Source organism: Pedobacter metabolipauper, assembly GCF_004362715.1.
GTDB lineage: Bacteria > Bacteroidota > Bacteroidia > Sphingobacteriales > Sphingobacteriaceae > Pedobacter > Pedobacter metabolipauper.
The window spans coordinates 336,775-361,794 of the sequence record NZ_SNYC01000003.1; the positions used below are offsets into that span (position 1 = coordinate 336,775).

Sequence of the window (25,020 nt, forward strand, 5' to 3'; positions counted from 1 at the left end):
AATTAAATGCCTGTCAGCAAATAACCAATTAACCAAGTAAACTAAAACAAATGTACAAATTATACCATAACTTTAATGGCATAAGTCTAGCGCCTGCGCGACTAAAAGATCTGCTTCGAGCAACACTCACTCTCCTCATATTCCTGTCGCTAAGTGCCTTTAACAGTGCCTACAGCCAATCCATTTTTCCTGTAAAAGGATCAGTAACCGATGAGCAGGGTAAACCCCTGCCGGGGGTAAGCATCAAGATCAAAAACAGCAATGTCGGGGTCATGGCAGATCCCAAGGGCAATTACCTGATCAATTCACCATCAGACAGCCAAACCATCATCTTCAGTTCAATAGGCTTCATCAGTCAGGAAGTAGAGATCAAAGGCAGGGCCCTGATCAATGTGATCCTGATAGAACAAAAAAATGACATGTCCGAAGTAGTCATTGTCGGATTTGGTCAGCAGAAAAAGATCACCACCATTGGTGCCCAGAGTTCCATCAAGCCGGAAGATCTGAAGCAGCCCGTTGCCAACCTGTCCACATTGATTGCCGGACGGGTAGCTGGCGTTGTAGGGGTGCAGCGAAGCGGCGAACCCGGATATGACAATGCAGAGATCTACATCAGGGGGATCTCTACATTTACCAGCAGCTCCCCGCTTATCCTGGTAGATGGAGTTGAAAGGTCTTTTAGTAACGTAGATCCGGAAGATATCGCAAGCTTCAGCGTATTGAAAGATGCCTCAGCTACCGCAGTATATGGGGTACGCGGAGCGAATGGGGTAATCCTGATCCAGACAAAAAAAGGAACAGCAAGCTCCCCGGTAATCACCGCTCAATACGACCAGGGTGTAACCCAATTTGTTAAACTGCCCGACTTTGCCGATGGCGTAACCTATATGGATATCGCCAATGAGGCTTACAAAAACAGTTTCCCTTTAGAAACCCTTCCCCGCTATTCGGCAGAGCGGATCCAGAAAACAATCGACGGTTCAGATCCTGATCTGTATCCAAATGTAAATTGGTTCAAAGAACTGTTCAACAAAACAGGGCAGAACCGAAGGGCAAGGATCAATGCAAATGGAGGTTCCCAGAATGCACAGTATTACCTGTCATTGGGTTACTATGATGAAACAGGCCTGTTTAAAACAGATGAACTCGCCAACTATAATTCTGCACTCAACTTTACCAGGTACAATTTTACATCTAACCTAACGCTTAATGTAACCAAAACGACCAAGGTTGAATTTGGGGCATCCGGCTGGGTCAGTAACGGAAATTATCCCGGAAATTCTACCGCAGGGATCTGGGCGGCAGCCTATGTGCTTCCCCCAATCGTTATTCCGGCAAAGTATTCAAACGGCCTCTTCTCGCAGATCAGAACCGGTGATGTCTCAAATCCATACACCTCACTCACCCAATCTGGCTATGTAACCGAATTCAGAAGCCAGCTGTGGAGCAATATCCGCGTCACGCAAAGCCTGGATTCCTGGTTAAAGGGACTATCGGCCACAGCAATGTTCTCGTTTGATAATGCCAATACCCATAGCATACAAAGAACCAAATCTGTAGATGGTTACCTGGCCAGCGGACGCGATGCGGATGGCAATTTGATACTGGAGCAAACCAGAATTGGAACAAATTACCTGGGATATGGAAGAACGAACGGCGGAACCAGGCAATTCTATACAGAGGGATCTGTTAATTACAACCGGACTTTCGGAAAACATGACATAACAGGAATGGTACTGTTTAACCAAACCGACAGACTGGATGGGTTTGCAGGCGATTTTATCAGTTCTATCCCTTACCGGTATATGGGATTGGCCGGACGTACCACTTATGCGTATGACAATAAGTACCTGCTCGAAGCCAACTTTGGCTATAACGGATCTGAGACCTTCGCCCCACAAAAGCAGTTTGGATTCTTTCCATCATTCGGGCTCGGTTGGGTCGCGTCACAGGAAAAATTCTTTGAACCTATAAAAGAAGCCATATCCTTTATGAAATTGAGGTTTTCTTATGGGGTAGTCGGAAATAGTAACATCGGCGGACGCCGATTTGCGTATATCTCAACCATTGCAAATGTTACCGGCTATGGATATGGTCAGAATGGTACAAGCAATGATCTTGGCGGACTTGATTTTGGTGATTATGCAGTGGCAGTAACCTGGGAGCGCGCCAACAAATATAATCTCGGCTTGGAGATCAAGACCTGGAAAGATGCGATATCATTAACGGCAGACTTTTTCCGGGAGTACAGAAGGGGGATCTTTCGCCAGCGCGGAGATGTACCTTCATATTCAGGAATTAGAAGTCTGCCTTATGCAAACTTAGGAGAAGTAAACAATAAAGGGGTTGATGCAACCCTGGATATCAATAAAGCAGTGGGCAGCGGATGGACACTCGGTTTTAGGGGAAACATCAACTGGAACAGGGCAATCATTATTAATGATGCCAATGCCCCATGGCCATATCCATGGCAGCAGCGGATCGGCAGAAAACTTGGACAGCGATACGGTTATATCGATCTCGGACTTTTCCAGAGCGATGAAGAAGTAGCAAATAGTCCGCTGCAGCCGGGAACCACTAAAGCAGGTGACATTAAGTACAAAGATCTGAACGGAGATGGAAAAATAGATTCTTACGATCAGGCAGAGATTGGCTATGGATCAATTCCAGAGATCGTATATGGATTCGGCCCAACAATAACCTGGAAAAACTGGTCAGTAGCAGGATGGTTTAAAGGCATCAGCAATGTAGACATCTCCTTAAATGGCGATGGCTTGCAGCCATTCAGACTTGGTGGAGAAAGAGGAAATCTACTGGCTCAGATCACAGATCACTGGACACCAGATAACCCAAATTCCAGACCATTGTATCCTAGAATTACTTATGGTAATGACAATATGAACTATGAGGATAGTTCCTGGTGGGTAAAAAATGGTGCTTTCCTAAGATTACAAACTGCCCAGCTAACCTATACCCTAACCAATAAGCCATGGCTCAGCAAGGCAGGAATATCTAACTTAAACTTATATGTAAGTGGATATAACCTGTTGACATTTAGTGATTTCAAAATTTGGGATGTAGAGTTGGGTGATGGGCGGGGTGCTCAGTATCCGCAAATGAGAACCTACAACTTCGGACTGAGGTGCGTATTCAAATAAAAAATACTTAAGATCTATAATTATGATTACAACTATAAAATCAAAGTCTTTATGGCTGCTGGCACTGGCATTTTGCATGTCGTCATGCAGTAAATACCTGGATCAGGTACCAGACGACCGCATTACTATTGAGGAGGTTTTTAGAAAAAAAGCAACTTCAGAACAATACCTTGCCAATGTTTATAACTACGTACCAGATGAATCCAATCAATGGGAATACAATGGCTGGCTGGGCACAAGCGACGAAGTCGATGTAACCTTTTCAGGCTCCGAGAACTACGACATTAATGTAGGTAACTTTAATGCTTCAAATGTTCATTTCGACAAATGGAAAAACTATTATGATGGCATACGTGCGGCCACTTATTTCATTAATAATATTGATCAGAACATAGAGATCCGTCAGCTAAACGGGCAGGAGCTTATCGATCAGTACAGGGCAGAAGCACGCTTTTTAAGGGCTTTTTATTACTTCCTTTTAATGCGCCAATACGGGCCGGTAGTATTGATGGGCGAAGAAAACCTGGCTCCGGATGCCACAGCACTGGATATGCAGAAACCAAGAAGCAGCTTTGATGCCTGCGTGGATTATGTAAGTTCTGAATTGGATAAAGCTGCAGAAGTGCTGCCGCTAATCCCGCAAAGGAATGGTCAGGCCAGTGATTTGGAATATGGAAGGGCAACAAAGGGAATGGCATTGGCAGTAAAGTCCAGACTGCTGCTCTATGCTGCAAGTCCGCAATACAATGGAAATACCGAAGTGGCCAACTTCAAAAATGCTGAAGGACAGCAATTGATCTCACAAACAAACGATCCCCAAAAATGGCGTAAGGCAGCAGATGCGGCCAAAGCAGTATTAGATCTTGGGCTTTATCAATTGTATAAAGATCCATCAGGAAATGTGCTTAAATCACTGGAAGGAATTTTCTTTCAGGGTTGGAATACAGAACAGATCTTTGTGCGTAAAAATAATAACCTTCCTTTATGGGATGTACACTGTACACCGAGGCAAGGCGGGGGATGGTGTGGAATTGCGCCGACCCAGGAAATGGTAGATTCTTATTTTATGGCAGATGGTAAGCTGCCGGCAGAATCTGCACAATATTCGGAAACAGGCTTTACAACTGTAAGCGGTGTGCAGGTCTCTAACATGTATATGAATCGCGAACCCAGATTTTATGCAACTGTAACCTATAACAACAGCATCTGGCAAGGTGGTACCATGCGTGCTCCGGCACCCATTACTTTTTATGTTTCCGGGCCAAATGGCCGTAACGGGCACCCTACCGACTTCAGTAAAACCGGGTACCTGGTGCGTAAGAACGTAGGTCCGCAAACGAATATCGGTTCAGGAGGTAACGGACAAAGACAAACGCGTCCGCTGGTATTGTTCCGCCTCGCAGAGATCTATCTAAACTATATAGAAGCGCTAAATGAAGTAAGCCCGGGCAATGCCGATATCATGATCTATTTGAATAAGATCCGTGAAAGGGCAGGAGTTCCGCAATATGGAACCGGCACCAATCCACTGCCTTTGCCATCCGGTCAGGGAGACGCACGTACAAAAATCTGGGCAGAGCGAAAGGTAGAGCTGGCTTATGAATCACATCGGTGGTTCGATACCAGAAGGTGGAAGATCGTAGCTTCAGTAATGGGAGACATGCATGGCATGGACATCAATAAGGACGGGAATGACTTTTATAAAAGGGTAGTAACAGCAACACCGCATCTTTTCAGGTTCTCTTACTATTGGTATCCGATCTCACAATATGAACTGGATAGGGGAAGACAAATTGTTCAAAACCCAGGTTGGTAATCTATAAATAGCACATCATGATGAAGAATAATCTTTTAAAAAGTCTGATCGCAATTGCATTGCTGTCAGTTCATACCGGCTGTAAAGATGAGGTAGAATTACCCGATCAGCCTTTGTCAAACTACATGCAGATCTATATGCCCCAGGCTGTAAACAGTCCGGTAAATAAAACACTAAGCGTTGCACAAGAGCCCCAGGTGCTTATATACGGTGCTAACTTTGGCGGGCAGGACTATCCGGAACAGGATATTCCAGTAAAATTTGTAGTAGATCCTGCATTGGTAACAGCCTACAACACCGCGAATAATACCAATTATGAATTATTACCGGCATCTGCCTATACCTTGAGTAGTACCGAAGCGGTGATCCCAAAGGGAAAACTAACAACAGGACCATTAAAAATAGCAGTGAAAACTACCGGCACGGATGCAGTGCCGCTTTTTAAAACGTTTCTGCTGCCGGTAAGCATTTCCGGAACAGACTTTAAAGTAAATGAAAGCTTGCGGACAACTTTATTTGTAGTGAAAGTACAGCCCAATTTTGCAGACTATCCAAATTATGACCGGACCAGCTGGAAGATCGCTGCATTTTCATCACAGGAAGCTGAAGGTGAAGGGGCAAATAATGGAAGGGCAGTTTTTGTACTGGATGGCAACATCAGTACGTATTGGCACTCTCAGTGGAAAAATGGCAATCCGGGACCACCGCATTCCCTTACCATAGATATGGGAGAGGTAAAGACCCTGCATGGCATCAATGCAACGGCACGTCAGGTTGATGGAAATGGAAAGCCAAACCAGGTCAGTATAGAAACAAGTACAGATAATGTGACCTGGAAAGTTTCCGGTGCATTTAACCTCGCTGCTACAAAGGATGCCCAAAAACAGTTTCTTTCAGCGTTTGTACCAGCCAGATATTTCAGGTTCGTTGTGATCTCTGCATACGGATCTACCAATGTGCACCTTGCAGAACTGGGCGCATTTTAATAAACTTTTAATCACTATGGTCAGTTTGATTTGTAGCGGTTAGTTGATTTGGTTAACATTGCAGTATCCCGGATGGGAACTGCAATGTTTATAATTTATGCTACGATCTTTTCATCTTTAAGGGAAAGATAACTTTCAATTGCCATTAGGTAAGACATTGGAACATGGTCACAATCTTTATTTTCTAATGGGTGCAGTCCATTCTTTTGTACTTCAATAAAAACATCGGAAGAGGAATTGAATTTCAAATAACCCAGGTCAAAGAAAAACTCCTGCACCGAATTGGAGCAATCGCGGGCCTTAACATTTAAAGGACGAACAGATAGATCTGTCTTATTAACCAGAAACCAATTTTCGTTTTTAGGCCAGGTATTTTCCATAGAAAAACTATGCTTAATCTCCAGAATGCAGAGGTTTTTATTATCTAAAAATGCGTGGCAATCAAAGTTGTGGTGTCTGGTCATTTTTCGAAAGTTTGTAGGTTGTATCTCCTTGTTATTCAAAGCATCAATTGTGCCAGATTATTAGTTTAGATGGATGCGCTGATTTTTTTACATACACATTGAATAGGATGTTATGCCGTTAACTTAGAATTCCTGAATTGATCGCTATACATTTTCAGCTGTCCTTTTAAAAACTGGCGGGCTACATGGATCCTGGTCTTTACCGTTCCCAGCGGAATTTGCATTTCATCGGCAATTTCATGGTACTTATATCCTTCAAAATACCTTAGAAAAGGAACTGAATATTCAGGCTGCAGCTTGTCCATGGCTTTGGTAATGTCCTGAAGTATAAATTTATTCTCACCATGATTCTTATCTGCACTGCGGGAAAGCTGAACGGAACTCAGATCTTCAGTAGTATGAATTACCGCACTTCTCCTTAAATCTTTTCTGTAGTCGTTGATAAAAGTATTTCTCATGATGGTATAAAGCCAGGCTTTTAGATTTGTCCCTTCTTTATACAAATTATGGTAGCGGATGGCCTTGATGAGGGTATCCTGTACCAGGTCGTTCGCATCATCCATATTGCGGGTAAATTTTAATGCAAAACTTTCCAGGCAAGATTTGTGGTTGCAGATTTCATGGTTTAAAGTGGCGTTGTTCATAGGTAGATGTTTTTCTGGTTTAATAATCAGTTTTTTATAGGTTCTTAACTAAATACAAAACATATACCAGTAATATAAAAGACGATAGTAATTATCGTATTCAAGTAATATCTATGAATACTTTAGGTGTTTATACTTGTTATTTGCGTAAAATACGTTCAAATACGCGTACAAATCCTGTTACTTATTTTCCCGTTTTATTCTTTTATGCATTATCTTTGAAGCTTCAATTTTAATTGATCAGATCTTTGTCCAAACTATCTCTATTATTCCGCAACAATTACAGAACTGCCTTTGCGGTGATCTTTTTGGTTCTCGTATTCTATTTCTCAAAGATTCAGGGCTACATTCTTTTCCATACATTCGTAGAACTGTTCTCGATCGTAGTGGCCTTTGCCGTATTCATTGTCACCTGGAATTCAAGAAGGATGCAAGACAATACGTTCTTGCACCTCGTGGGGATCTCCTATATTTTTATTGGTGGATTAGACCTGCTCCATACGATAACTTATAAGGGGATGAATGTGATCTCAGTTCCCGGATTTCCTGCAAACCAATTTTGGGTGGCTACAAGAGCGCTGGAAGCACTAACCTTACTTGCCGGACTTTTAATCATCAAAAGCGTAAAGAAACTCAACTCTGACCTGATTTTTTTAGGTTATTTTTTGGTGTCACTGCTCATTATCCTATCGATATTGGTCTGGCAGAACTTTCCGGTCTGTTTCATTGAGGGACAAGGACAGACAGACTTTAAGATCTATGCAGAATATGCAATTATAGCTGTTCTGCTTACGGCCGGATTTTTACTGATCAAAAACAAACAGAGGTTTAGCCTTCCGGTTTACCAGTTATTATTAACCTCGGTCATATTTACCATTTTAAGCGAGTTCTGCTTTGCAATTTATATAAGCAATTCCGGACCGGTCAATGAAATTGGTCACTATGCGAAGCTGATTTCATTTTTTCTGATTTATAAGGCGAACGTAGAGACCGGCTTCATCCGGCCAACAGATACCATCTTCAAGAATCTAAAGGACAGTGAAGAAAAGTACAGGACACTTGCTGAAAACCTGCCGGGGCTGGTATTCAGGTTTGATCAGGATTTAAATTGCATTTACTCCAATGGGCCGGATCAGGATGCCATGCAGTTCAGTACAGGTAATGAAGCTGCAGCAGACCGGCCACAAACCTTATCAGATCAGTTAAGGCCCATATTGTCCAGGGCACGTCAGACCGGAGTAATCCAGCAGGGCACATTCGATGTAGATATGCCAGTAGGAAAGCAGTTCTATTCGGTACAGGTAATTCCTGAATATGCTTCTCTGGAAGAAGGAGGCAGTTACCTGGTGATCTGTCAGGATGTTTCCGGATTAAAGCAAACAGAACAACAACTGCAGGCACTCAATGAAACTAAAGATAAGCTGTTTTCAATTATTGCCCACGACCTCAAGAACCCATTTGCATCGCTGTTATCTTATAGCGAACTGATCCATAAGAAGGCAGAAACGCTCGAAAGGGTTAAAATAGCACATATGGCGGAGCGGATGAATACCTCGGCAAAACAAGCCTATGCACTGCTTGAAAACCTGCTGAACTGGTCGAGGATTCAGACCGGATTGTTAAAGCCATCACCAGAAGTGATCTCCATAGCGGAATTATTTATCGAAATAGCCAGCCTTACAGCACCAATGGCACTTAGCAAGGGCGTCATCCTTCAATTGGCTGAGGGGAAAGACCTGACAATTACTGCAGACCGCCAGATGACCTCTACCGTACTTCGTAATCTGATTTCCAATGCACTCAAGTTTTCTTATCAGGGCAGCTCAGTTAAAATCGATGCGCAGGAAAAAGAAGGTTTTGTCTTATTTTCTGTTGAGGATACTGGTATAGGTATAGCTCCGGAAAACCAGGATAATCTGTTGGAAGTAGGAAATAAGTTTTCTTCACCAGGCACGGCAGCAGAAATGGGCACCGGACTTGGGCTTGTACTGTGCAGGGAATTTGTAGAGGCCAATGGCGGCAGGATATTCCTGCAAAGCGAATTTGGCGTGGGAACAACTTTCTATTTCACGCTGCCCCGTTCGTAATTTTTCCTTGCTTTATCCATAAATTTCAGATTCTAATCTATCATTTTTAAGAATGATAACCCGATTCACAGCTTAACATACTTTGCCTGGCGTATTTTGTATGAAGTGATATTGATATTTTTCAATCGCGGCAGCTGTACTAAACATTTATGATATAAATTTTCAAATAAATTTGCGCAATTAAATGATTGCATTTATATTTGCAATCAAATAGTTGCATAATGAACACAAGAAGAGATGTATTTCAGGCCATATCAGACCCGGTAAGACGGAACATCATACAGCGGCTTTCCAAAGAAACGCTGAACCTGAACGCGATAGCAGGGGAGTTTGAGGTTAGTCGCCAGGCCATATCCAAGCACATTCAGATCCTCTCAGAATGCGGACTTATCGTCATCACACAAAACGGCCGTGAGCGGTTTTGTGAAGTACAGCCTGCAAAGCTGAAAGAAGTTACGGATTGGGTGGATGAGTTTAAAAAACACTGGATGGGCAGATTAGAGAAATTGGATCACATTTTAAAAGAAATTAAAACCAAAGAACATGGAACAAAATAAAAAAGAACTACAGATTACCCACGTATTTGATGCTCCGGTTGAGCTGGTCTTCAACGCATGGACAGACCCTGAAATATTGGTAAAATGGTATGCTCCGGATGGCTGTACCATTGAGTTTAAATCACTTGAAGTAACAGAAAATGGCTCCTTTCATTCCTGTATACATGATCCCGTTCACGGCGATTGCTGGATTACAGGCGTATACCGTGAAGTAACCTTTCCAGAAAAACTGGTGTTCTCTATGGTACTCAGCAATGAAGCCGGAGAATCCGTGGGTTCACTTGATGCCGGAAAACCAGAAGACTGGCCAAAAGAGATCATGACAACGGTACGGTTTACTCCCGTTGGAGATCAAACGGAGCTAACCATTCATCAAACAGTTAATGAAGAAGAAGCAAAACAAACCGGTGCTTATCAAAGCTGGATCAAGATGTTTAATATTTTAAACAGGTTGATTTCCACATCTAAGATCTGATGCGCACTGTCTGATCTCTGATAATTTATGATTCGGCGCTGAAACTGGATAGTCACATAAAAAGCCTTAGAGAATCTAAGGCTTTTTATGTGAAATCATCAATCCTATAATTATCAATCCTTTTTAAAAAACTGCTTGGCATCGCCAACCGGAACATCAAACTGGTCTTTTTCTAAGGCCAGCAACAATTCATCGGCAACTTCTGCCGGCGGAATCCCATCGGCACCACCAATTCCAGCAGAAAATTCCGTATTTACCAGTGGGGGATACAATTCGTAGATCTGGACATTCTTCTGCGCTTCATACGTTTGTCTCAATGCAACGGTATAATTGTGCAATGCCGCTTTAGACGCACCGTAGGTAGGCAGTACTTTGTGGGCACCAAAAACTACGATTGAAGAGACATTGATCACGGCTGCGGCCGTCTGCTGTAGCAAATGCGGCAACAATAATTCCGTGAAATGAATGATACTGAAATAGTTTGTATTCATTTCTTCAGCCGCTTTTTCATGCGCGTTTGTAGTTTCATTAAGGATATACGCAAAGGCTGCACCGGCGTTATTGATGATGACGTTTACCTCAGGATGGTTCTTCTTTAATTCCGTTGCAATGCGGATCCTGTCTGCTTCTACAGATAAGTCGCCCTGAATGGCAACCGCGTTGTCCAATTCTTTTAACGCATTTTGCAGACGTTCTTCATTGCGGCCATTGATTATTACCTGATTGCCTGCGGTATTTAATTTTTTAGCGATCGCTAATCCTATTCCGGCGCTTCCGCCACTAATGAATATGGTATTCCCTGTTGTTTTCATGTGATATATACGTGTTAAAATTATGTTACTGTTGCTGGTTATTTTATACTTTTTAGTCTATTTTATAATGTGCTTTTTACTTCGTTTAAAATATACTTTTTAGTCTATTATTGGGTAAAAAAATTATACAGCGTATTGCTCCAGTTCAGCCTTCAGGCTTTTCACCAGTCCATGCATCGGTTTGATGGTATCCATCACCCTGCACATGACCATTCCGCCTTCAACTGCCGCTACCATTTTAAAAGCAAAGATCATAGGATCCAGGCGATCTGAAAATTCACCGTTATCAATTCCTTCCTGTAGTATAGCTGTAATTTCTTCCTGACCAGTTCTAAATACCCTGGCTACTTTGCTCTTCAGTCCCGGGTGATTATCATCGGCCTCTACGGCAGCGTTAAATATCGGACATCCTCCGGGGATATAGGTTTCGAGCGGGTTTTTATAGAAATCTATAAACGCAAAAATTTTACCCTTCGCCGTTTTACTTTTCAACATCCCCGCCTTTACTTTCTCAGAGATCGTTCTAAGGGATAAGTCAATAACTTGTTCAGACAAGTCTTCCTTGTTTTCAAAATGGCCATACAGGCACCCCTTGGTAAGCCTGGTAGCCTCAAGAATATCATCTATATTTACTCCAGAAATACCTTTCTCGTTATATAGCGGTAATGCAGTTTCTAATATAAATTGTTTGGTCTTTTCCGCCTTAGTGAGCATGCTGTTTAAATTGATATGCAAATATACTAAAAAGTATATTATTGAAGAAAGTACATTGACATTTGACGGTAATTTTTATCAATATGCCATTTGGCATTACTGTACGCTTACGATATAAAAATTTGATATTAAAGGATAATGAAATACTTTTTGCTGGTAAAAAAAAATATCTAAAAAGAATTCTTATTATTGTTGATTAATTAATAATAGGTATATTAGATCTTTATAGTTATGGAAGACTTACAGGAACTGATTGAAACTGGCTTGCTTGAATTGTATGTCCTCGGAGATACAAATGAGCAGGACAATCTTCTTATTGAAAAAATTGGCGCTGCTAATCCACAGTTGTGGGCAGAAGTAGATGCCATAGGTCTGGCGCTTGAAAAATATGCGCTGGATAATGGCATTGTATCCAATCCGATCATACTCCCATTTCTTATGGCAACCATTGATTTCTCAGATCGAATGCAGGCAGGCGAAACTCCGGTTATAGCTCCAATACTTCATGAAGGTGCTGTGGCCGCAGATTACCAGCAATTTCTGGAACGAAAGGATATGATCATGCCTGATAACTTTAAAGATGTCTTTGCCAGGATCCTGAGTTATACACCCGAAGCCATCACTGCTATCGTCTGGATTAGTCAAATGGCACCGCAAGAAGTACATGATCATGAATATGAAAGGTTTCTAATCCTTGAAGGTACGTGTGATATTCACATAGAAGAAGATATCTTTCATTTGGTGCCCGGAGATTATTTACAGATCCCGCTGCACAAAAGTCATCATGTGATGGTAACATCTAAGATCCCATGCAAAGTGATCCTGCAGCGCGTAGCCGCCTAAACTTTTTTATCTACTAATTTCTCTTTTACAAGGTTGTCAACGCGCTTCATCAGCAAAATGCTCAATATGGAGATCCCAACAATGGTATAGCCCACAATGTTATAGTTTTCTAATGGGGTTCCTGTTCCTTTTTGTGTTACAATAAGTCCGGCAACTGCGGCAGCAACACCACCGGCAATTTGCTGCAGCGAAGAGTTAATACTCATATAAGCACCACGGTCCTGCATTTCAGGTACTGCACTGGTTAGTGCAGAAGACGGGATCGTGCGGCTCATAATCCCCATCATCATCAGGATATTCAATACAATTACAATCCCCAGCGGGGTAATACCCATATTGGTATAAACTACACACATGATCAGCATCCAGAGAGAAGCTGCAGTAAAAATCTTAAACTTGTCTATACGGTCACTCAGCCGGCCGATTAGCGGCATGATCACCAGCGAGCTAACACCCGATACCATGAACAGCATAGGCAACTGGGCATTCGTTAAACCCAGGTTATTAACGGCAAAGGCACTGCCAAAAGGCATCATCATAAAACCGCCTAAAGATAACAAAGCGGTTGCTGTAAAGCCGATGCGGTAATTGCGTTTGGCAAGCGTATGCCACAAGTGTTTAAATGCAGATTTGTCATTTTGCAAGGCCAAATGCTGGGTAACAGGCCGCAGGCGTAGAGCGATCAGCAGCGCAATGGCAATACTTAATACAGCCACCAACCAGAATGGAGCTTCCCATCCCCATATATTAGCCAGGTATAAACCAATAGGAACACCTAAAACCTGGCTGCCGCCAAATCCCATTTGTACATAGCCCATTACCCGGCCGCGTTGCTGCAAAGAAAAAAGATCGGTAATAATGGCCAACGATATAGAACTGATCACACCACCAAATAAACCGGTAACAATTCGCGCAGCAAGCAATACCGGGTAAGTATGCGCCATTCCACAGAAAATGGTACCGGCAATAAAGCCGATGTAGAAGAACAGCAACAGTTTTTTACGGTCAAACCGATCTGCAAAACCTGCGGTAAGCAATCCGGATATCCCGGCACTAAAGGCATACGCAGACACCGCAAAACCGAAGGCCTGTGGTTTCAGTGAAAGTGATCTCATCAATATGTCGCCAAGGGGAGACATCACCATGAAATCCAGGATCACCGTAAACTGGGTGATCGCGAGTATGAATATTACAAATTTTTGATAGCCGGAAAATGGTACGGTTTCTTGTGCTTGCATGGTTTATTATGTTAATCTTTTTCTATCGTATTGAACCGCTAAGGAATCAACTATAAGCTATTTTTTTGGATACAGGATTCTTAAGGCATTAAAGACGGCTTGGTGGCTAATCGTAGCATGGTCTTCATCAGGTAAGTAATCGAAAAACACCGTTACGTTTTTAGATTTACCCTGACCGATCTTTGCAGCCAGCAATTTCGCATCTTCTTCCATGATGTGGTTCTTAGAGCCGTCTATAGAACCTTCCTTTCCAACCCCAATATAAATGGCCGTTGGATTGGCATAGCTGCTGCTTAGGATCGCAGGATCTTCTTTAAGCAGGTAACCATCTTTCCACCAGAGACTCGGACTAACGATGATATATTTATTGAACAGCTGGGGCTTCTTAAACAAAATTTCTGTAGCTAAAAGTCCACCCAATGATTGTCCTATTAAAGTTCTGGAATGATTTCCTCCATATTTTTTATCTATATACGGCTGCAACTCTTTTTCGATGAATGCTATAAAATCAGCAGAGCCGCCATTCTTTGGGATCAGCTTTTTGTCACTTTCCCTATTGCTTAATGAAGTGAAATTATATTTGCGGTTGGTGTTGGCAATACCGACGACTATTGATTTAGGAATTCTGTTGATCCAGGAGAACGTATTGAACTGAACCAGTCCGGCAATATGAATAAAATCTTCATCTGCAGCGCCATCTAATAAATAAATGACAGGATAGATTGATGTACTATCATAATCTTCCGGCAGGTAAATGTTCAAAATCCTGTCCTCCTTCAAAATGTTAGAATGCAGGGTTTCAATTTTACCCAGAACAAAATCACCGGTGTTTTTAGCGGGCAGCGTATTTTGTGCACCAACAGAAAAAGACAGGATACAAAGCACAATTAGTGCAGATAATTTCATGGGCATATTTAACAAATATAATCTTTTACTCCAGGTGCTGACCAAACATAACCATCAATTTTTTTAGTCCGTCAGGGGAGTGCATAAATTCAGTATTGTCTAGTGTTTCCCTGCCAATATCTGCAAATCTAGCAAACATCTGTCTTTCGTAATGCGCTATTGCAGATCTGATGTCCGTAAAGTTTTCGCTGGTTAAGCTTTGGCTCAATTGCAGTGCATCAAGCATGGCCATATTTACACCTTCGCCAGCATAAGGGGGCATCAAATGCGCGGCGTCGCCAATAAGGGTGATATTTGGTTGGGCATCCCAGTGTTGATCTAAAGGCATACAATATTGAGGTCTTGGAACAAATATGGTGTTTTCAGCCTCAAATAATTCAAGCCAGATACTGTCCCAATTGACATATTCTTTTTTAAACCATTCCAAAACCTGCTTATTATTTTTAAAATCTATGCCGCTATCGGTAAGCCAATTTACATCTGCATTCCAGCCCGCATAAAAATCCAGGCTACCGTCGCCTTTGGCACTAACAGATATTGTTTTTGAATCACCCAGCGCCATAATTTTCCCACCTTGTAATACGGTGTTAATTTTTTTGGCGTTCTTTTCAGCATCATAAATATTGCCTTCTAATACGGTAACACCTGAGTAAAATGGTTTAATCGGTGTAACGAATGGACGGATTTTAGATTTGGCGCCATCAGCTCCAATTATAACATCTGCAATCACCATGTTGCCATTTTGAAAAATTATTTCCCAGGTATCGCCATGTCTTTTAAGAGAAACAATATGACTGTCCCACACCACGGTATCAGGCAGCAAAGAATCCAGCAGCATATTTCTCAACGGGCCACGGTCAATTTCCGGCCTGAACCATTCATCGCCGAAATCACCTTTTGCTGTTTTTGAATGTTCATCAAAGAAAATACTTGCATGTTCATCCATAATGCGGAGCCGGTCAGCATCCGGTCTGTAATTTGCTCTAAAGGCGTCCATTAAACCAGCTTCTTCCAATGCCCTTAATCCCGATTCAAAATGCAGGTCGAGCGTTGCACCCTGTACCCTCACCTCCCTGCTTTTATCTCTTTCATAAACTTTTACATCAGCCCCCTTAAGTTGTAAAAGCCTTGCAAGTGTCAATCCGCCAGGCCCGCCGCCTATAATGGCTACTTTTTTATTTTGTAATAACATATCTTTCGTTTTTGATGACACAAAATTATAGCTACATTTAGAATTAAAATAGCCGGTATCGTTATAAAAACAGTCGTAAATGAAAATATCAGTTACTGATAAACAAGGATCAGGGATCATGCTGGAGTTTGCCCGGGCTATTGGAGCCATCATTGACGGGCGCTTTATCCGCATTCCGGAAAGTAAGGGTGCGGGCTATATTACCGGCTTTTCCTGGGGAACTGAATTGCGGATGATGCTTCGAAACTATTATCTGAACGAGGAAATTCTGATCGACCGTACCAATGAACTGGCAGAAGGGCAGGACTATGTTATTTTTTTACTGAGCGGTATTTTCCCATCCCCGTTAAAGGCAGAACATGGGATGCAGCCAGAACAGGCCAATGTATTCATTTGCAGGCAGGCCATTTCTTCGTTACTCACCATGCCTTCAAACACATTTTTCAGAAGTATCACCATTGCAGTTTCCAGGGAGTACCTGCGCCAGGTCTTTGGCAATATACTTCATCCTGTTGTGGCGAGCATCTTACAGGCCAAAGAACAGTTTGCATTTGAGACAGTTATTTCACCAGAAATGGTTAAGACGGCAAGCGAAATGCTAAATCAGTCCATGCCCGAAAGTATGGAGAGCCATTATTATAAACTGAAGTGCGAGGAATTGCTTTGCTATATTTTTACCTTGCTGGCGCAGCGGGAGGCATCCCCAACGAGCGGTATGCATATCGAGGATATCAAAGCCATTTATGCGGTTAAGCTGCGTCTGCAATCAAAACTGGATTCACCACCTGATATTGCTTCATTGGCCAGGGAAGCAGCCATGAGTGAACCTAAATTGCGCAAGCTTTTTAGGCAAACCTTTGGAAAGGGCGTTTTTGAATATTACCAGTCAATGCGGATGCAGGAAGCAGCAAGGTTGCTGAAGGAAAATAGGCTAACAGTTTCAGAAGTCGGATACCAGCTGGGATTTACGAACCTCAGCCATTTTTCAAGGGTTTTTGAACAACATACCGGCATGAAACCAAAGAAGTATTCGGTTCAGCTCCAGCATTGATTGCTAAGAAATTTAATGCCAGCCTTCGATATTGATAAATATCAATGAGTTTCGGAATTGATGTAGATAGTTTTGTCCCATTCCATGGAGGACATTAATAATTAAAACTATAAAACATGAAATTCAATAACCGAAAATCAATACAAGCCCTTATAATCCTGCTATTTATGATTTTGCCCGGATTGGGCTTTGCACAGGGCTACATCGAAGGCGTAAATATAAGTTACGAACACCTGCCAATGAAGATCGAAACGCCGCTTGGTGATCAGAAATTTACTGGCAGCAACCTTAAAATAGCGACTTCCATTCCCATTTTTTTAATCCCGAATAAATCCAAATACCTCATTGCAGGGGGCAATTTCGAAGCATTTAACTTTTCCGGTACGCATCCTGATTTTGAAGTTAAACGGGTTTACAGCATTTCGCCAACATTAGGCTATAGCACAATGGTCAGTAAAAGCTTCAACTTAACGGCTTTACTTACCCCAACCATGAATAGCGATTATAAGGAGATCAAAAGCACAGATATTAAATTCGGTGCCATCCTGCGGGGAAGCTGGAAGGTAAGTGATCATCTTACCTGGAAAGGGATCATTGGTTACCGAACGCAATTTTACGGGCCCCAGTATATCGTATTGGTAGGCATGGACTGGAAAGTCAATGATAAATGGCAGATCTTTGGCGATCTCCCGCACAACGTTACCGCCAGCTATGCGGTAAACGAAAAAGTAAACACCGGCTTCAACCTGTTTGTACAGCAGTCAACCTACCGGTTGAAGAATCAAGACCGCTACTTTGAATACAATACCGTGAATCCTGGTCTTTTCGCTGAATACTATGTTTCTTCCAAATGGGCCATTCGCGGGACTGCTGCCTATACACTGATCAGGAATATGGAGATCTATCATAAAAATGACAAGACGGATGGCTTTATTGACTTTTATGAATTGGGAGACCGAAAAGACCCCATCAATCCAGAAGTAGCCAGCGGTCTGTCTTTTAAAATAGGATTGAGTTACAGAATTGTTCCCGGCAAAAAGTAATCCTTCATCTAAATATTATCATCATGAACAGAATATTAATTGGTTTGCTCATTGGCAGCCTCCTGCTGATCTTGGATTTTTATCCGGCACATTCCCGCTTTTTACCATCACTGGAGATCTTAAAAAACCGTAAACAACTCCCTAAAACCATTACCGGTCGGATCGCCGAAACAACAGTCCCAAAAAACACCTTACAGATTTTAAAATCACCGGAGGAAGCACTTACACTCAGCAGGTTTGCCAAAGGTGGTCAGGTGCATACGCTCGCCGTTCTCGAAGACGATGGCAAAAATGTAACCGGTGTAGATCTAAGCTCTGAATTAAAACGATACGACCAGAATTCATTTGAAGTCATCAAGAACCTGGGCTTCGATGATGTGGTTAAACTGATCCGCACAAGTACAAAAAAGGTTACCGTAAAATATCAGGACCTTTTGCCTGGTGTAGCTGGCGATAAACATTTGGCCATAGGGATAAATTATGCGGAACATGGCAAAGAAACCGGACAGGTCAAACCTTTTATGTTCCCCAAATATGTGAGCACAGATCCGGCAATTCATCAGTTAACCTATACCAAGGGCTGGCTTCTGGATCATGAAGTAGAACTGGGTATTGTATTTCCGGAAGCAGTCTGTTCAACGGCCGACCTGAACCACATGCTGATCGGATTTTTAGTGGTCAATGACTTTACCGACAGGGCAACGCTTATGCGTAAAATGGATAGCCAAAACGTAACAGGAGGTAGGGGGTTCCCCGATGCCAAGAGCAAGAAAGGATTCCTGCCGACTGGTCCTTACCTGGTCGTTCCCAGGAATTGGCGGAAATTCATAAAAGAATTAAAACTCAAACTTTCGGTCAACGGGAGCGTTCGTCAAAATGGAAGCGCAAAAGACATGGTGTGGGATCTGGATAAGATCGTAGAACGGTCATTGTCGGTAAAGGGCGAAAAAAAGAGCTATTATCAGGGTAAAATGGTTAAGTTGTTTGAAGGAAACTGTATTCCGGCAAATAGCATCATCATAACAGGAACACCATCAGGCGTTGTATTTAATGCCCCAGCTAAAGGCTTTATTTTTGGTGCAGTCACTCAATATATATTTACCGGTGGATTTTTCAGCGCGAAAATGCACCCTTATATTTTACAGAAATACCTGGAAAAGGAAATGACAAATCCCCGTTATCTTAAACCAGGGGATGAAGTAAAAAGCTCGGTTAACTTTTTAGGAACGATAAAAACGAGCGTCAAAGAATAGTTGAACCTCATGCTGCTTTTAGTTATATTAGATAGGAATTCTGATATTCAGAATTGAAGTTCTCCCTTAATGAACGATAAGCTTAAAGTAAATTAAATGATAAACCCAGAGTCCCTGATAAAAATAGAAGCCTTTATAAGAATGCTCGTTCAGCCAAATGAAGAAGAGTGGTCGGCATTTACAAAGATCGTGCAGGCTAAAAAATTGAAAAAGAAAGATCTGCTATTGGAGGAAGGGCATGCATGTAATTTTATAGCTTTTATAAATCAGGGTGTGTTGCGTGAATATTCTTATCAGAACGGAAAAGAGGCAACTGTTGATTTCATGGGCGAGAATCAATTTACCAGTGATTATCAAAGCTTCATCATGCAAACTCCTTCAAAGCAATACCTGGAGGCACTGACGGATGTAGATCTGCTCATTCTAAAAAAAGAAGCCATAGATTCTTTATACAATAAGTACAAGATCTGGGAACGGTTTGGCAGATTGATCATTGAAAGGGTTTTTTGCAGTGCCGAAGAGAAACGAAAAAGAATCATTTCCACCACCCATGATGAGCAGTATCGCGATTTCGCAACTGCTTATCCGCAAATTGTTCAGCAAGTTCCTCAATATTACATTGCTTCCTATCTGGGCTTAACCCCGGAGCATCTGAGCAGGATCAGAAAGAAATGATCCGATAGCAAATCTTAAAAATATAACTTGTTTATTGTTGTCGTGATTACTATATTTGCGACAACAATAAAGTAATGTATATGAGAAAATTAGAATTTACATCTCTTCAAGTAAGAGATTTAGAGGTGTCAAAAGAGTTTTATACCAATAAACTAGGCTTTGAGCTTTCAGATGCTACAAATCCGGCAGCTTGTATTTTTAAGTACAATCAAGGCGAGGCTAGCTTTGCGATCAGAAAACCAATGGGTAATTTGGACAACAAGGAATTAGGAGTAGGTGTATCGCTTTGGTTTGCCATTGATGGAAATATGGAAGATCTGCAGACCGGGCTTTTAGAAAAAGGCGTTGTTTTGTTAGGTCCAATTCAGAATACCCCTTTTGGAAAAACGATTATTGCAAAGGATCCGGATGGTTATAACATTACTTTTTTACAGGCAAACCAATAACCATTTAGATGATAACAATCCAGCAAAGTATTGGTGATCGTGGCTTCAAAGAATTTCTATAAAAATGCTATTAGATAATGAATAAAGACATTGAATTTCACTTTAAAAGTCCGGAGGACAGCCCAGGTTATCTCCTGGGTCAAATGACCGTTTTGTGGCAACGGAAGGTCAAGCGCGCGCTTGACCCATTAGACCTTACACAAACACAATTTGTGCTTTTAGCTGCACTTGCCTGGATTTCAAAAGAAAAGGATTCGGTAACCCAGATTGATATTGCCAATCAAGGGAATGCGGACAGAATGATGGTTTCTAAAGTGCTTCGTACCTTAGAGGAGAAGAAGTTTTTGACAAGAAAGGAGCATCAAACTGATACAAGGGCGAAAATCATTAAAATGACCACATTGGGAGCATCGGTTCTTCAAAAAGCACTTTTAGCTGTTGAGACTGCAGATCTGGAGTTTTTCTCTATGCCCGATCTGGATCTTTCCGGATTTAATTCTACGATGTCAAAATTGATTTCTAAAAATAAATAATGATAACAATCCGTTACCATGATCTCTATACAGAGGTTTATACCTACCTTACCTGAATATTTTTAGAACATCAACAATCAATTGGGTATGCAAAGCGAAAAAGAACGAATCAATACACTGATTGAACTCAATGATGAACTGGAAAATTATTTCCGTAATACAATCATTCCACAGCTTTTTGTAGATGCTCACCTGATCCTCAGGAAGTTTACACCTCCGGCGATGAAACAGTTTAAACTTAAAGCTGAACATATTGGGCAGCCTTTAGCGAATGTCAAAGAAAATTTCCGGTTTCCGACCATTCTGGAAAATATCCAGCAGGTGATCGATACCAGCGAAATTCTGGAAAAGGAAATTCAAACTACTGATATGCGTTGGTACCAAATGAATGTATTGCCATACATCGTTGAAAAAGGTAATAAAACCAATGGGGTAATCATTACTTTTATGGATATTACTGCAAGGATCAAAGACCTTAAAGAGCAGGAAAAGCTCATCGCTGAACACGAATTGCTGCTGGATACGATTGCCCATGACATTAAAAATCCATTGACCTCGCTTAGCTTGACGATTGAGCTGCTTAAAAAACTTCCTGAAAAAGGGATGGCCAAGTTCCCTGTGCTGCTGGGAAATGTGGAAAATAGCCTGGTGAAAATGAAAGACATCATTTCTGATCTCGTACAAAGTCGCTGGCAAGACCAAAGATACCAGGCGCATGAAGAACTTCTGGATTTGCAAAACATTATGGAGGATGTCCGGTTAACCCTGGCACCGCAGATCCAGGATGCTAAGGCTATTTTAAAGTTCGAAGTTGGGTTATCAGAGATCACTTTTTCCAGGCGTAAGTTACGTAGCGTATTGTATAACCTGTTAAACAATGCGCTTAAATACAGCGCAGAGGAAAGGAGACCGGAAATTCTAATTAAATCCTTCCAAGAGGATGGTTACCTGGTGATTAGCGTTACTGACAATGGTATTGGTATTGAAAAGCAGCACCTGAATTCCATTTTTGAAAAATACCAACGGATAAACAGGGATATTGAAGGAAATGGTGTAGGCTTATATCTGATCAGGCAGATCCTGGAAACTGCAGGGGGCAAGATTACCGTGACCAGCCTGCCAGGTGAAGGTTCTGTATTTACCGTGTTTTTGCCGATTGAACAGGATACGAAATAACCTCATTAAACTGGAAATTTACCTGCATCTTCACAAAGGGCAAACTCTGCGACAATCCGGCCGGCCGTAGCACTTTCCGCAAAGGCAATGGTGAGATTTTTCTGGATAAGTAATTCTGCACAGGGTGCTCAAGTAAACTTCAGATTAATGCTGCAATCACCAGGGATTTTAAATTCCTGGTTTCCGCCAGTCACTTTTTTGCCTTTTGCCGGATGCTTTTGTCCATTGATCGATATTTCAATTTCGGGTATTTTACTGCGTCCCGTTTTCACAAGCATCATGCGGCATTCCAGCTCTGAGCTTCCCAGGACTGAAAATGAAACAGGCTTTCCTTTTACTGCGTTCAAATCTGCTATTGGGTAATCCACGTAAACCATGAAATCCCTGCCGGGAATTCGTAAATAATGGCGGGGTAAGATGCCGAAGGCATTTCCTGCGCCATAAACCTCTTGTCCCACAGTTCCCGATTTTAGCCAGCCATCCTGTAAATCTTCCAGGGCGATCCATAATTTAGGATCAACTTCGCCGGTTTTAGGGTCTTCTTCCAGCATATCAGGAGGAAGCATCGGAGGATAATAGTACACAGACCTGTCCACAACATATCGGATAAACTCAGCGAGTAATAATTTTACAGATGGCAATATCTCTACACCCTCAGCGTGTTTAAGGTAATCGTGGATGGCGCAAAATACCTCCTGCTCTTCATAGGCGGCAGTGTAAGGCGCATCATTTAAGGGATAAAGGGCAAAAAATTTCGGAAAATTCTTCCCGTAACCATAATTGCAATCCCAAAGCTGTGTGTTGCGGAATATACTGGCCAGGCACATATAGCTCAGGCCGAGATAATCCTTATTACCAGTGATCTTGAACAGACGGAGTAAAGCGCCAGCCGAAAACGCAGTATTATTAGCCTGATAGAAGATGTCAAATCCATATCCTTTCAGGGTCTTTGCAGCATGTTCTGCTTCAGTAAGGTATTTTCTTTCTTTGGTAAGCTCAAAAGCCTGGAGCATGACATGTGCATAAAGGCCGGCCACATCTTTCTCGCCGCCCTTACCTTCTGCTGTCTCTGCTTTGATAACTTCCAGGGTGTCCATTTTATAAAATACAGGCCATATATATTTAAAGTGCCTTGCTACCCTGATGGCGAACGGTAAGGAATTTAAAAATAACGCTTTGGCAATTTTATCGCCCTTTAATGCCAGGCGCGATAAGTTCAATAGTGGGTGGTGTAAATACCAGGAATCCATTACCATTGGCATTTTCTGTTCCTCTTCCCCCTTAAGTTTGTCTTCAGCTGCGGGAAGCCACCGCATAATGGTGCCAAGTTTTTCATTGTAAAAATCAGGCAGCCCTTCCTTGATGGTCTGCATAACCTCCAGTTTGGTGCCGCTCCACTCTACGTAATCCAGTAAGGGTAATAGTATAGCAAGTTGAACCATGATCTCAGGTGGTGTATCATAATCACTTACGTACGCATTAAAATATTTGTGCCCTGCAACCTGCGACCAGCAACCCGGACTCTCTGTCAAATCCTTCAGACCATTCTGTAGAATCTCCGGCCAGGGCTTATATTGCGTATCCGGTAGCGGCATCAGCAGATAAATCCTGGCAAGAAGATCAAGATAACAGGTCATAACCTCAGCCTCAGTTTTTGGTATAACCGTGCCGAAAGCTATAAAGGCGTCTGAAATGGTTACTTCTTTTCCGGCTTTAAGCGGCTTTTTAGACGCAGGAAGGGAAAATCCAAGTTCGGGCCATTCTCCGCCTACCGTATCCCCCAAGGAGGTTTCTGTCTGCTCACAATAGGCAGAAATGGCACTAAGGTTTTGCAGATAAAGTAACGGAGCAGCTTTAGGACGGGTAGGGCTCATGTAAATAAAGCCTGTTCTTGTACCCCACTGACTGGCATGGATTTTTCCGGTTGAGTTTTCAGAAATTCGGGTTTGGGCCGTAAAAAGCATGTCTTTAGGCCAGTATGGAATAACCAGGTCTGCTTTTGGTTTAAGCGTAGTTATATAGCGAAGTACTGGCACTGGTTTTTGTGTATCTACTAAGATAGCCACAGTCTGCCTCCCGTAAACGGTATTCAGTATCAGGGTAATTCCGCTTTCGCTTGTATGCTCATCGCTCACCGTAAATCCTCCGGGACTGTATGCGCAACGAAAATTGCAAAGTATTTTTCCTGGCAGGGTGGTACTGATCCATAAAGAATCAATGGTCATAAAAACCTGGAATAAAAAATTCTGATAATCAATTGAAAATAAAGGCTTTTCCGCTTTGGCAAGATCAGTGCCTGCCAATAGCGCCCATGGTGACAGTGAGTTCATAACAAGTGTTAAAGGTTAATTTTATGCATTAACAGGATGACTTGTTTTTTGTTTTATCGCATGAGGTTTAAGGTATATGTTCAGGAATTTTCAGGTATTGTTAACATAAATGCGTGAAATACCCGTATCACCTCAGGTAAAAATAGAACATCGCCTTAACGAGTTGGCTCATTGATCTTTTGCCGGTCACCCAATCTGAAATACTTTCCCGGTCAATCCCGGTTTCAAAAGCTATTTGCTTGATCCGTACTCCTTTTTCCTGCATTTTTTTATCAATCCATGCTGCGTTTACGACACTGGATGGTGAAGCAAGAAAGGTTTCGGTGCTGACATTAATTTTGAAGTTGGGCAGGCTTTTTCTGAATAGGTCTTCTGTTCTTTTAACCAGGGTTGCCTCGCTTGCATACTTTCCAGATGGTGTCTCTGCCTGAATGATTTCCACATCAATGGCTTTATCACTTACGGACTGGATCTTAAAACCAATGTTTGACTGCATTGCATGCCGGTCTGCTGCTTTTTTCAGTTTGATGAGTTGTTCGGTGCTAAGGTAATTTTCAAGTTGCTCTATATCCTGGATCGTGCTCATAAGGTTTGTAATTTCGTTAATATCAGAATGGCCGC

Annotated in this window: 23 protein-coding genes and 1 pseudogene; 14 read left to right on the forward strand and 10 right to left on the reverse strand. The window is 42.1% G+C overall.

Going from position 1 to position 25,020, the window contains the following annotated elements; translation table 11 throughout:
* Positions 1-50 precede the first annotated feature (50 nt).
* The 3 genes from ATK78_RS01495 to ATK78_RS01505 are packed head-to-tail and all read left to right on the forward strand — an operon-like array spanning position 51 to position 5,960.
* Positions 51-3,158 carry a SusC/RagA family TonB-linked outer membrane protein gene (locus tag ATK78_RS01495; RefSeq protein ID WP_133574290.1) on the forward strand — a complete coding sequence of 1,036 codons (3,108 nt, stop codon included), beginning with the start codon at positions 51-53 and terminating at the stop codon, positions 3,156-3,158.
* A 22-nt stretch (positions 3,159-3,180) separates the two neighbouring features.
* Positions 3,181-4,974 (forward strand): RagB/SusD family nutrient uptake outer membrane protein, encoded by a 1,794-nt coding sequence (locus ATK78_RS01500; protein ID WP_133574291.1) that lies wholly within the window; start codon positions 3,181-3,183, stop codon positions 4,972-4,974.
* Between the two features lie 17 nt (positions 4,975-4,991).
* Positions 4,992-5,960 (forward strand): BT_3987 domain-containing protein, encoded by a 969-nt coding sequence (locus tag ATK78_RS01505; protein ID WP_133574292.1) that lies wholly within the window; start codon positions 4,992-4,994, stop codon positions 5,958-5,960.
* A gap of 95 nt (positions 5,961-6,055) precedes the next feature.
* Here the strand turns inward: ATK78_RS01505 and ATK78_RS01510 are convergent, their stop codons facing one another.
* Positions 6,056-6,424: a hypothetical protein gene (locus tag ATK78_RS01510; RefSeq protein WP_133574293.1), complete on the reverse strand. Its 369-nt coding sequence runs from the start codon at positions 6,422-6,424 to the stop codon at positions 6,056-6,058.
* Between the two features lie 110 nt (positions 6,425-6,534).
* On the reverse strand, positions 6,535-7,068 hold the full coding sequence (locus tag ATK78_RS01515) for a sigma-70 family RNA polymerase sigma factor (protein ID WP_133574294.1): 534 nt from the start codon (positions 7,066-7,068) through the stop codon (positions 6,535-6,537).
* A 248-nt stretch (positions 7,069-7,316) separates the two neighbouring features.
* On the opposite strand from ATK78_RS01515, the gene ATK78_RS01520 reads away from it, so the two are divergent.
* From ATK78_RS01520 to ATK78_RS01530, 3 genes are all read left to right on the forward strand, one after another.
* Entirely contained in the window at positions 7,317-9,155 is a 1,839-nt protein-coding gene (locus tag ATK78_RS01520) for a sensor histidine kinase (protein ID WP_133574295.1), read from the forward strand.
* Between the two features lie 221 nt (positions 9,156-9,376).
* Positions 9,377-9,712 carry an ArsR/SmtB family transcription factor gene (locus ATK78_RS01525; RefSeq protein WP_133574296.1) on the forward strand — a complete coding sequence of 112 codons (336 nt, stop codon included), beginning with the start codon at positions 9,377-9,379 and terminating at the stop codon, positions 9,710-9,712.
* Positions 9,699-10,187 carry an SRPBCC family protein gene (locus ATK78_RS01530; protein ID WP_133574297.1) on the forward strand — a complete coding sequence of 163 codons (489 nt, stop codon included), beginning with the start codon at positions 9,699-9,701 and terminating at the stop codon, positions 10,185-10,187. Before ATK78_RS01525 ends, ATK78_RS01530 begins: the two co-directional genes overlap by 14 nt.
* A gap of 113 nt (positions 10,188-10,300) precedes the next feature.
* On the opposite strand, the gene ATK78_RS01535 is transcribed toward ATK78_RS01530, so the two are convergent.
* Both ATK78_RS01535 and ATK78_RS01540 read right to left on the reverse strand, forming a co-directional pair.
* Complete coding sequence (locus tag ATK78_RS01535; RefSeq protein ID WP_133574298.1) at positions 10,301-10,999, reverse strand: SDR family oxidoreductase; 699 nt, start codon at positions 10,997-10,999, stop codon at positions 10,301-10,303.
* 123 nt (positions 11,000-11,122) lie between these two features.
* Positions 11,123-11,713, reverse strand: a complete 591-nt coding sequence (locus tag ATK78_RS01540; protein ID WP_133574299.1) for a TetR/AcrR family transcriptional regulator — start codon at positions 11,711-11,713, stop codon at positions 11,123-11,125.
* A gap of 231 nt (positions 11,714-11,944) precedes the next feature.
* On the opposite strand from ATK78_RS01540, the gene ATK78_RS01545 reads away from it, so the two are divergent.
* On the forward strand, positions 11,945-12,556 hold the full coding sequence (locus tag ATK78_RS01545; protein WP_133574300.1) for a cupin domain-containing protein: 612 nt from the start codon (positions 11,945-11,947) through the stop codon (positions 12,554-12,556).
* On the opposite strand, the gene ATK78_RS01550 is transcribed toward ATK78_RS01545, so the two are convergent.
* From ATK78_RS01550 to ATK78_RS01560, 3 genes are read right to left on the reverse strand one after another with little or no spacing between them, the layout of a single operon-like run.
* Positions 12,553-13,794, reverse strand: a complete 1,242-nt coding sequence (locus ATK78_RS01550) for an MFS transporter (RefSeq protein WP_133574301.1) — start codon at positions 13,792-13,794, stop codon at positions 12,553-12,555. The two genes, ATK78_RS01545 and ATK78_RS01550, sit on opposite strands and share 4 nt — an antisense overlap.
* 57 nt (positions 13,795-13,851) lie before the next feature.
* Positions 13,852-14,700 (reverse strand): alpha/beta hydrolase, encoded by an 849-nt coding sequence (locus tag ATK78_RS01555; protein WP_208112283.1) that lies wholly within the window; start codon positions 14,698-14,700, stop codon positions 13,852-13,854.
* Positions 14,701-14,725: 25 nt separating this feature from the next.
* Entirely contained in the window at positions 14,726-15,892 is a 1,167-nt protein-coding gene (locus ATK78_RS01560; RefSeq protein WP_133574303.1) for an FAD-dependent oxidoreductase, read from the reverse strand.
* A gap of 79 nt (positions 15,893-15,971) precedes the next feature.
* On the opposite strand from ATK78_RS01560, the gene ATK78_RS01565 reads away from it, so the two are divergent.
* The 7 genes from ATK78_RS01565 to ATK78_RS01595 all read left to right on the forward strand — a co-directional run bounded on the left by ATK78_RS01565 (position 15,972) and on the right by ATK78_RS01595 (position 22,069).
* Positions 15,972-16,943 (forward strand): AraC family transcriptional regulator, encoded by a 972-nt coding sequence (locus tag ATK78_RS01565; protein ID WP_133574304.1) that lies wholly within the window; start codon positions 15,972-15,974, stop codon positions 16,941-16,943.
* 116 nt (positions 16,944-17,059) lie between these two features.
* Positions 17,060-17,986, forward strand: coding sequence for a DUF6268 family outer membrane beta-barrel protein (locus tag ATK78_RS01570; RefSeq protein WP_133574305.1), 927 nt, complete (start codon positions 17,060-17,062; stop codon positions 17,984-17,986).
* Between the two features lie 23 nt (positions 17,987-18,009).
* Positions 18,010-19,239, forward strand: coding sequence for a fumarylacetoacetate hydrolase family protein (locus ATK78_RS01575; RefSeq protein ID WP_133574306.1), 1,230 nt, complete (start codon positions 18,010-18,012; stop codon positions 19,237-19,239).
* 96 nt (positions 19,240-19,335) lie between these two features.
* The gene (locus ATK78_RS01580) at positions 19,336-19,914 is read left to right on the forward strand and encodes a Crp/Fnr family transcriptional regulator (RefSeq protein ID WP_133574307.1); all 579 of its coding nucleotides are present in this window, start codon (positions 19,336-19,338) and stop codon (positions 19,912-19,914) included.
* Positions 19,915-19,994: 80 nt separating this feature from the next.
* The gene (locus tag ATK78_RS01585; RefSeq protein WP_133574308.1) at positions 19,995-20,360 is read left to right on the forward strand and encodes a VOC family protein; all 366 of its coding nucleotides are present in this window, start codon (positions 19,995-19,997) and stop codon (positions 20,358-20,360) included.
* Positions 20,361-20,437: 77 nt separating this feature from the next.
* Positions 20,438-20,893 carry a MarR family winged helix-turn-helix transcriptional regulator gene (locus tag ATK78_RS01590; protein WP_133574309.1) on the forward strand — a complete coding sequence of 152 codons (456 nt, stop codon included), beginning with the start codon at positions 20,438-20,440 and terminating at the stop codon, positions 20,891-20,893.
* 87 nt (positions 20,894-20,980) lie between these two features.
* Positions 20,981-22,069, forward strand: coding sequence for a sensor histidine kinase (locus ATK78_RS01595; protein WP_133574310.1), 1,089 nt, complete (start codon positions 20,981-20,983; stop codon positions 22,067-22,069).
* A gap of 5 nt (positions 22,070-22,074) precedes the next feature.
* Here the strand turns inward: ATK78_RS01595 and ATK78_RS01600 are convergent.
* The 3 genes and pseudogenes from ATK78_RS01600 to ATK78_RS01610 form a co-directional block, all read right to left on the reverse strand.
* Positions 22,075-22,179 (reverse strand): annotated as a pseudogene (locus ATK78_RS01600) (CinA family protein); the annotation flags it as partial.
* 18 nt (positions 22,180-22,197) lie between these two features.
* Entirely contained in the window at positions 22,198-24,399 is a 2,202-nt protein-coding gene (locus ATK78_RS01605) for a hypothetical protein (protein ID WP_133574311.1), read from the reverse strand.
* A gap of 127 nt (positions 24,400-24,526) precedes the next feature.
* On the reverse strand, positions 24,527-24,985 hold the full coding sequence (locus ATK78_RS01610) for a helix-turn-helix domain-containing protein (protein WP_133574312.1): 459 nt from the start codon (positions 24,983-24,985) through the stop codon (positions 24,527-24,529).
* Between the last annotated feature and the right edge of the window lie 35 nt (positions 24,986-25,020).

Coding starts and splice junctions, on each gene's coding strand:
- ATK78_RS01495 (WP_133574290.1), top strand. CDS start 51: ATGTACAAATTATACCATAACTTTAATGGCATAAGTCTAGCGCCTGCG.
- ATK78_RS01500 (WP_133574291.1), top strand. CDS start 3,181: ATGATTACAACTATAAAATCAAAGTCTTTATGGCTGCTGGCACTGGCA.
- ATK78_RS01505 (WP_133574292.1), top strand. CDS start 4,992: ATGATGAAGAATAATCTTTTAAAAAGTCTGATCGCAATTGCATTGCTG.
- ATK78_RS01510 (WP_133574293.1), bottom strand. CDS start 6,424: ATGACCAGACACCACAACTTTGATTGCCACGCATTTTTAGATAATAAA.
- ATK78_RS01515 (WP_133574294.1), bottom strand. CDS start 7,068: ATGAACAACGCCACTTTAAACCATGAAATCTGCAACCACAAATCTTGC.
- ATK78_RS01525 (WP_133574296.1), top strand. CDS start 9,377: ATGAACACAAGAAGAGATGTATTTCAGGCCATATCAGACCCGGTAAGA.
- ATK78_RS01530 (WP_133574297.1), top strand. CDS start 9,699: ATGGAACAAAATAAAAAAGAACTACAGATTACCCACGTATTTGATGCT.
- ATK78_RS01535 (WP_133574298.1), bottom strand. CDS start 10,999: ATGAAAACAACAGGGAATACCATATTCATTAGTGGCGGAAGCGCCGGA.
- ATK78_RS01540 (WP_133574299.1), bottom strand. CDS start 11,713: ATGCTCACTAAGGCGGAAAAGACCAAACAATTTATATTAGAAACTGCA.
- ATK78_RS01545 (WP_133574300.1), top strand. CDS start 11,945: ATGGAAGACTTACAGGAACTGATTGAAACTGGCTTGCTTGAATTGTAT.
- ATK78_RS01550 (WP_133574301.1), bottom strand. CDS start 13,794: ATGCAAGCACAAGAAACCGTACCATTTTCCGGCTATCAAAAATTTGTA.
- ATK78_RS01555 (WP_208112283.1), bottom strand. CDS start 14,700: ATGAAATTATCTGCACTAATTGTGCTTTGTATCCTGTCTTTTTCTGTT.
- ATK78_RS01560 (WP_133574303.1), bottom strand. CDS start 15,892: ATGTTATTACAAAATAAAAAAGTAGCCATTATAGGCGGCGGGCCTGGC.
- ATK78_RS01565 (WP_133574304.1), top strand. CDS start 15,972: ATGAAAATATCAGTTACTGATAAACAAGGATCAGGGATCATGCTGGAG.
- ATK78_RS01570 (WP_133574305.1), top strand. CDS start 17,060: ATGAAATTCAATAACCGAAAATCAATACAAGCCCTTATAATCCTGCTA.
- ATK78_RS01575 (WP_133574306.1), top strand. CDS start 18,010: ATGAACAGAATATTAATTGGTTTGCTCATTGGCAGCCTCCTGCTGATC.
- ATK78_RS01580 (WP_133574307.1), top strand. CDS start 19,336: ATGATAAACCCAGAGTCCCTGATAAAAATAGAAGCCTTTATAAGAATG.
- ATK78_RS01585 (WP_133574308.1), top strand. CDS start 19,995: ATGAGAAAATTAGAATTTACATCTCTTCAAGTAAGAGATTTAGAGGTG.
- ATK78_RS01590 (WP_133574309.1), top strand. CDS start 20,438: ATGAATAAAGACATTGAATTTCACTTTAAAAGTCCGGAGGACAGCCCA.
- ATK78_RS01595 (WP_133574310.1), top strand. CDS start 20,981: ATGCAAAGCGAAAAAGAACGAATCAATACACTGATTGAACTCAATGAT.
- ATK78_RS01605 (WP_133574311.1), bottom strand. CDS start 24,399: ATGAACTCACTGTCACCATGGGCGCTATTGGCAGGCACTGATCTTGCC.
- ATK78_RS01610 (WP_133574312.1), bottom strand. CDS start 24,985: ATGAGCACGATCCAGGATATAGAGCAACTTGAAAATTACCTTAGCACC.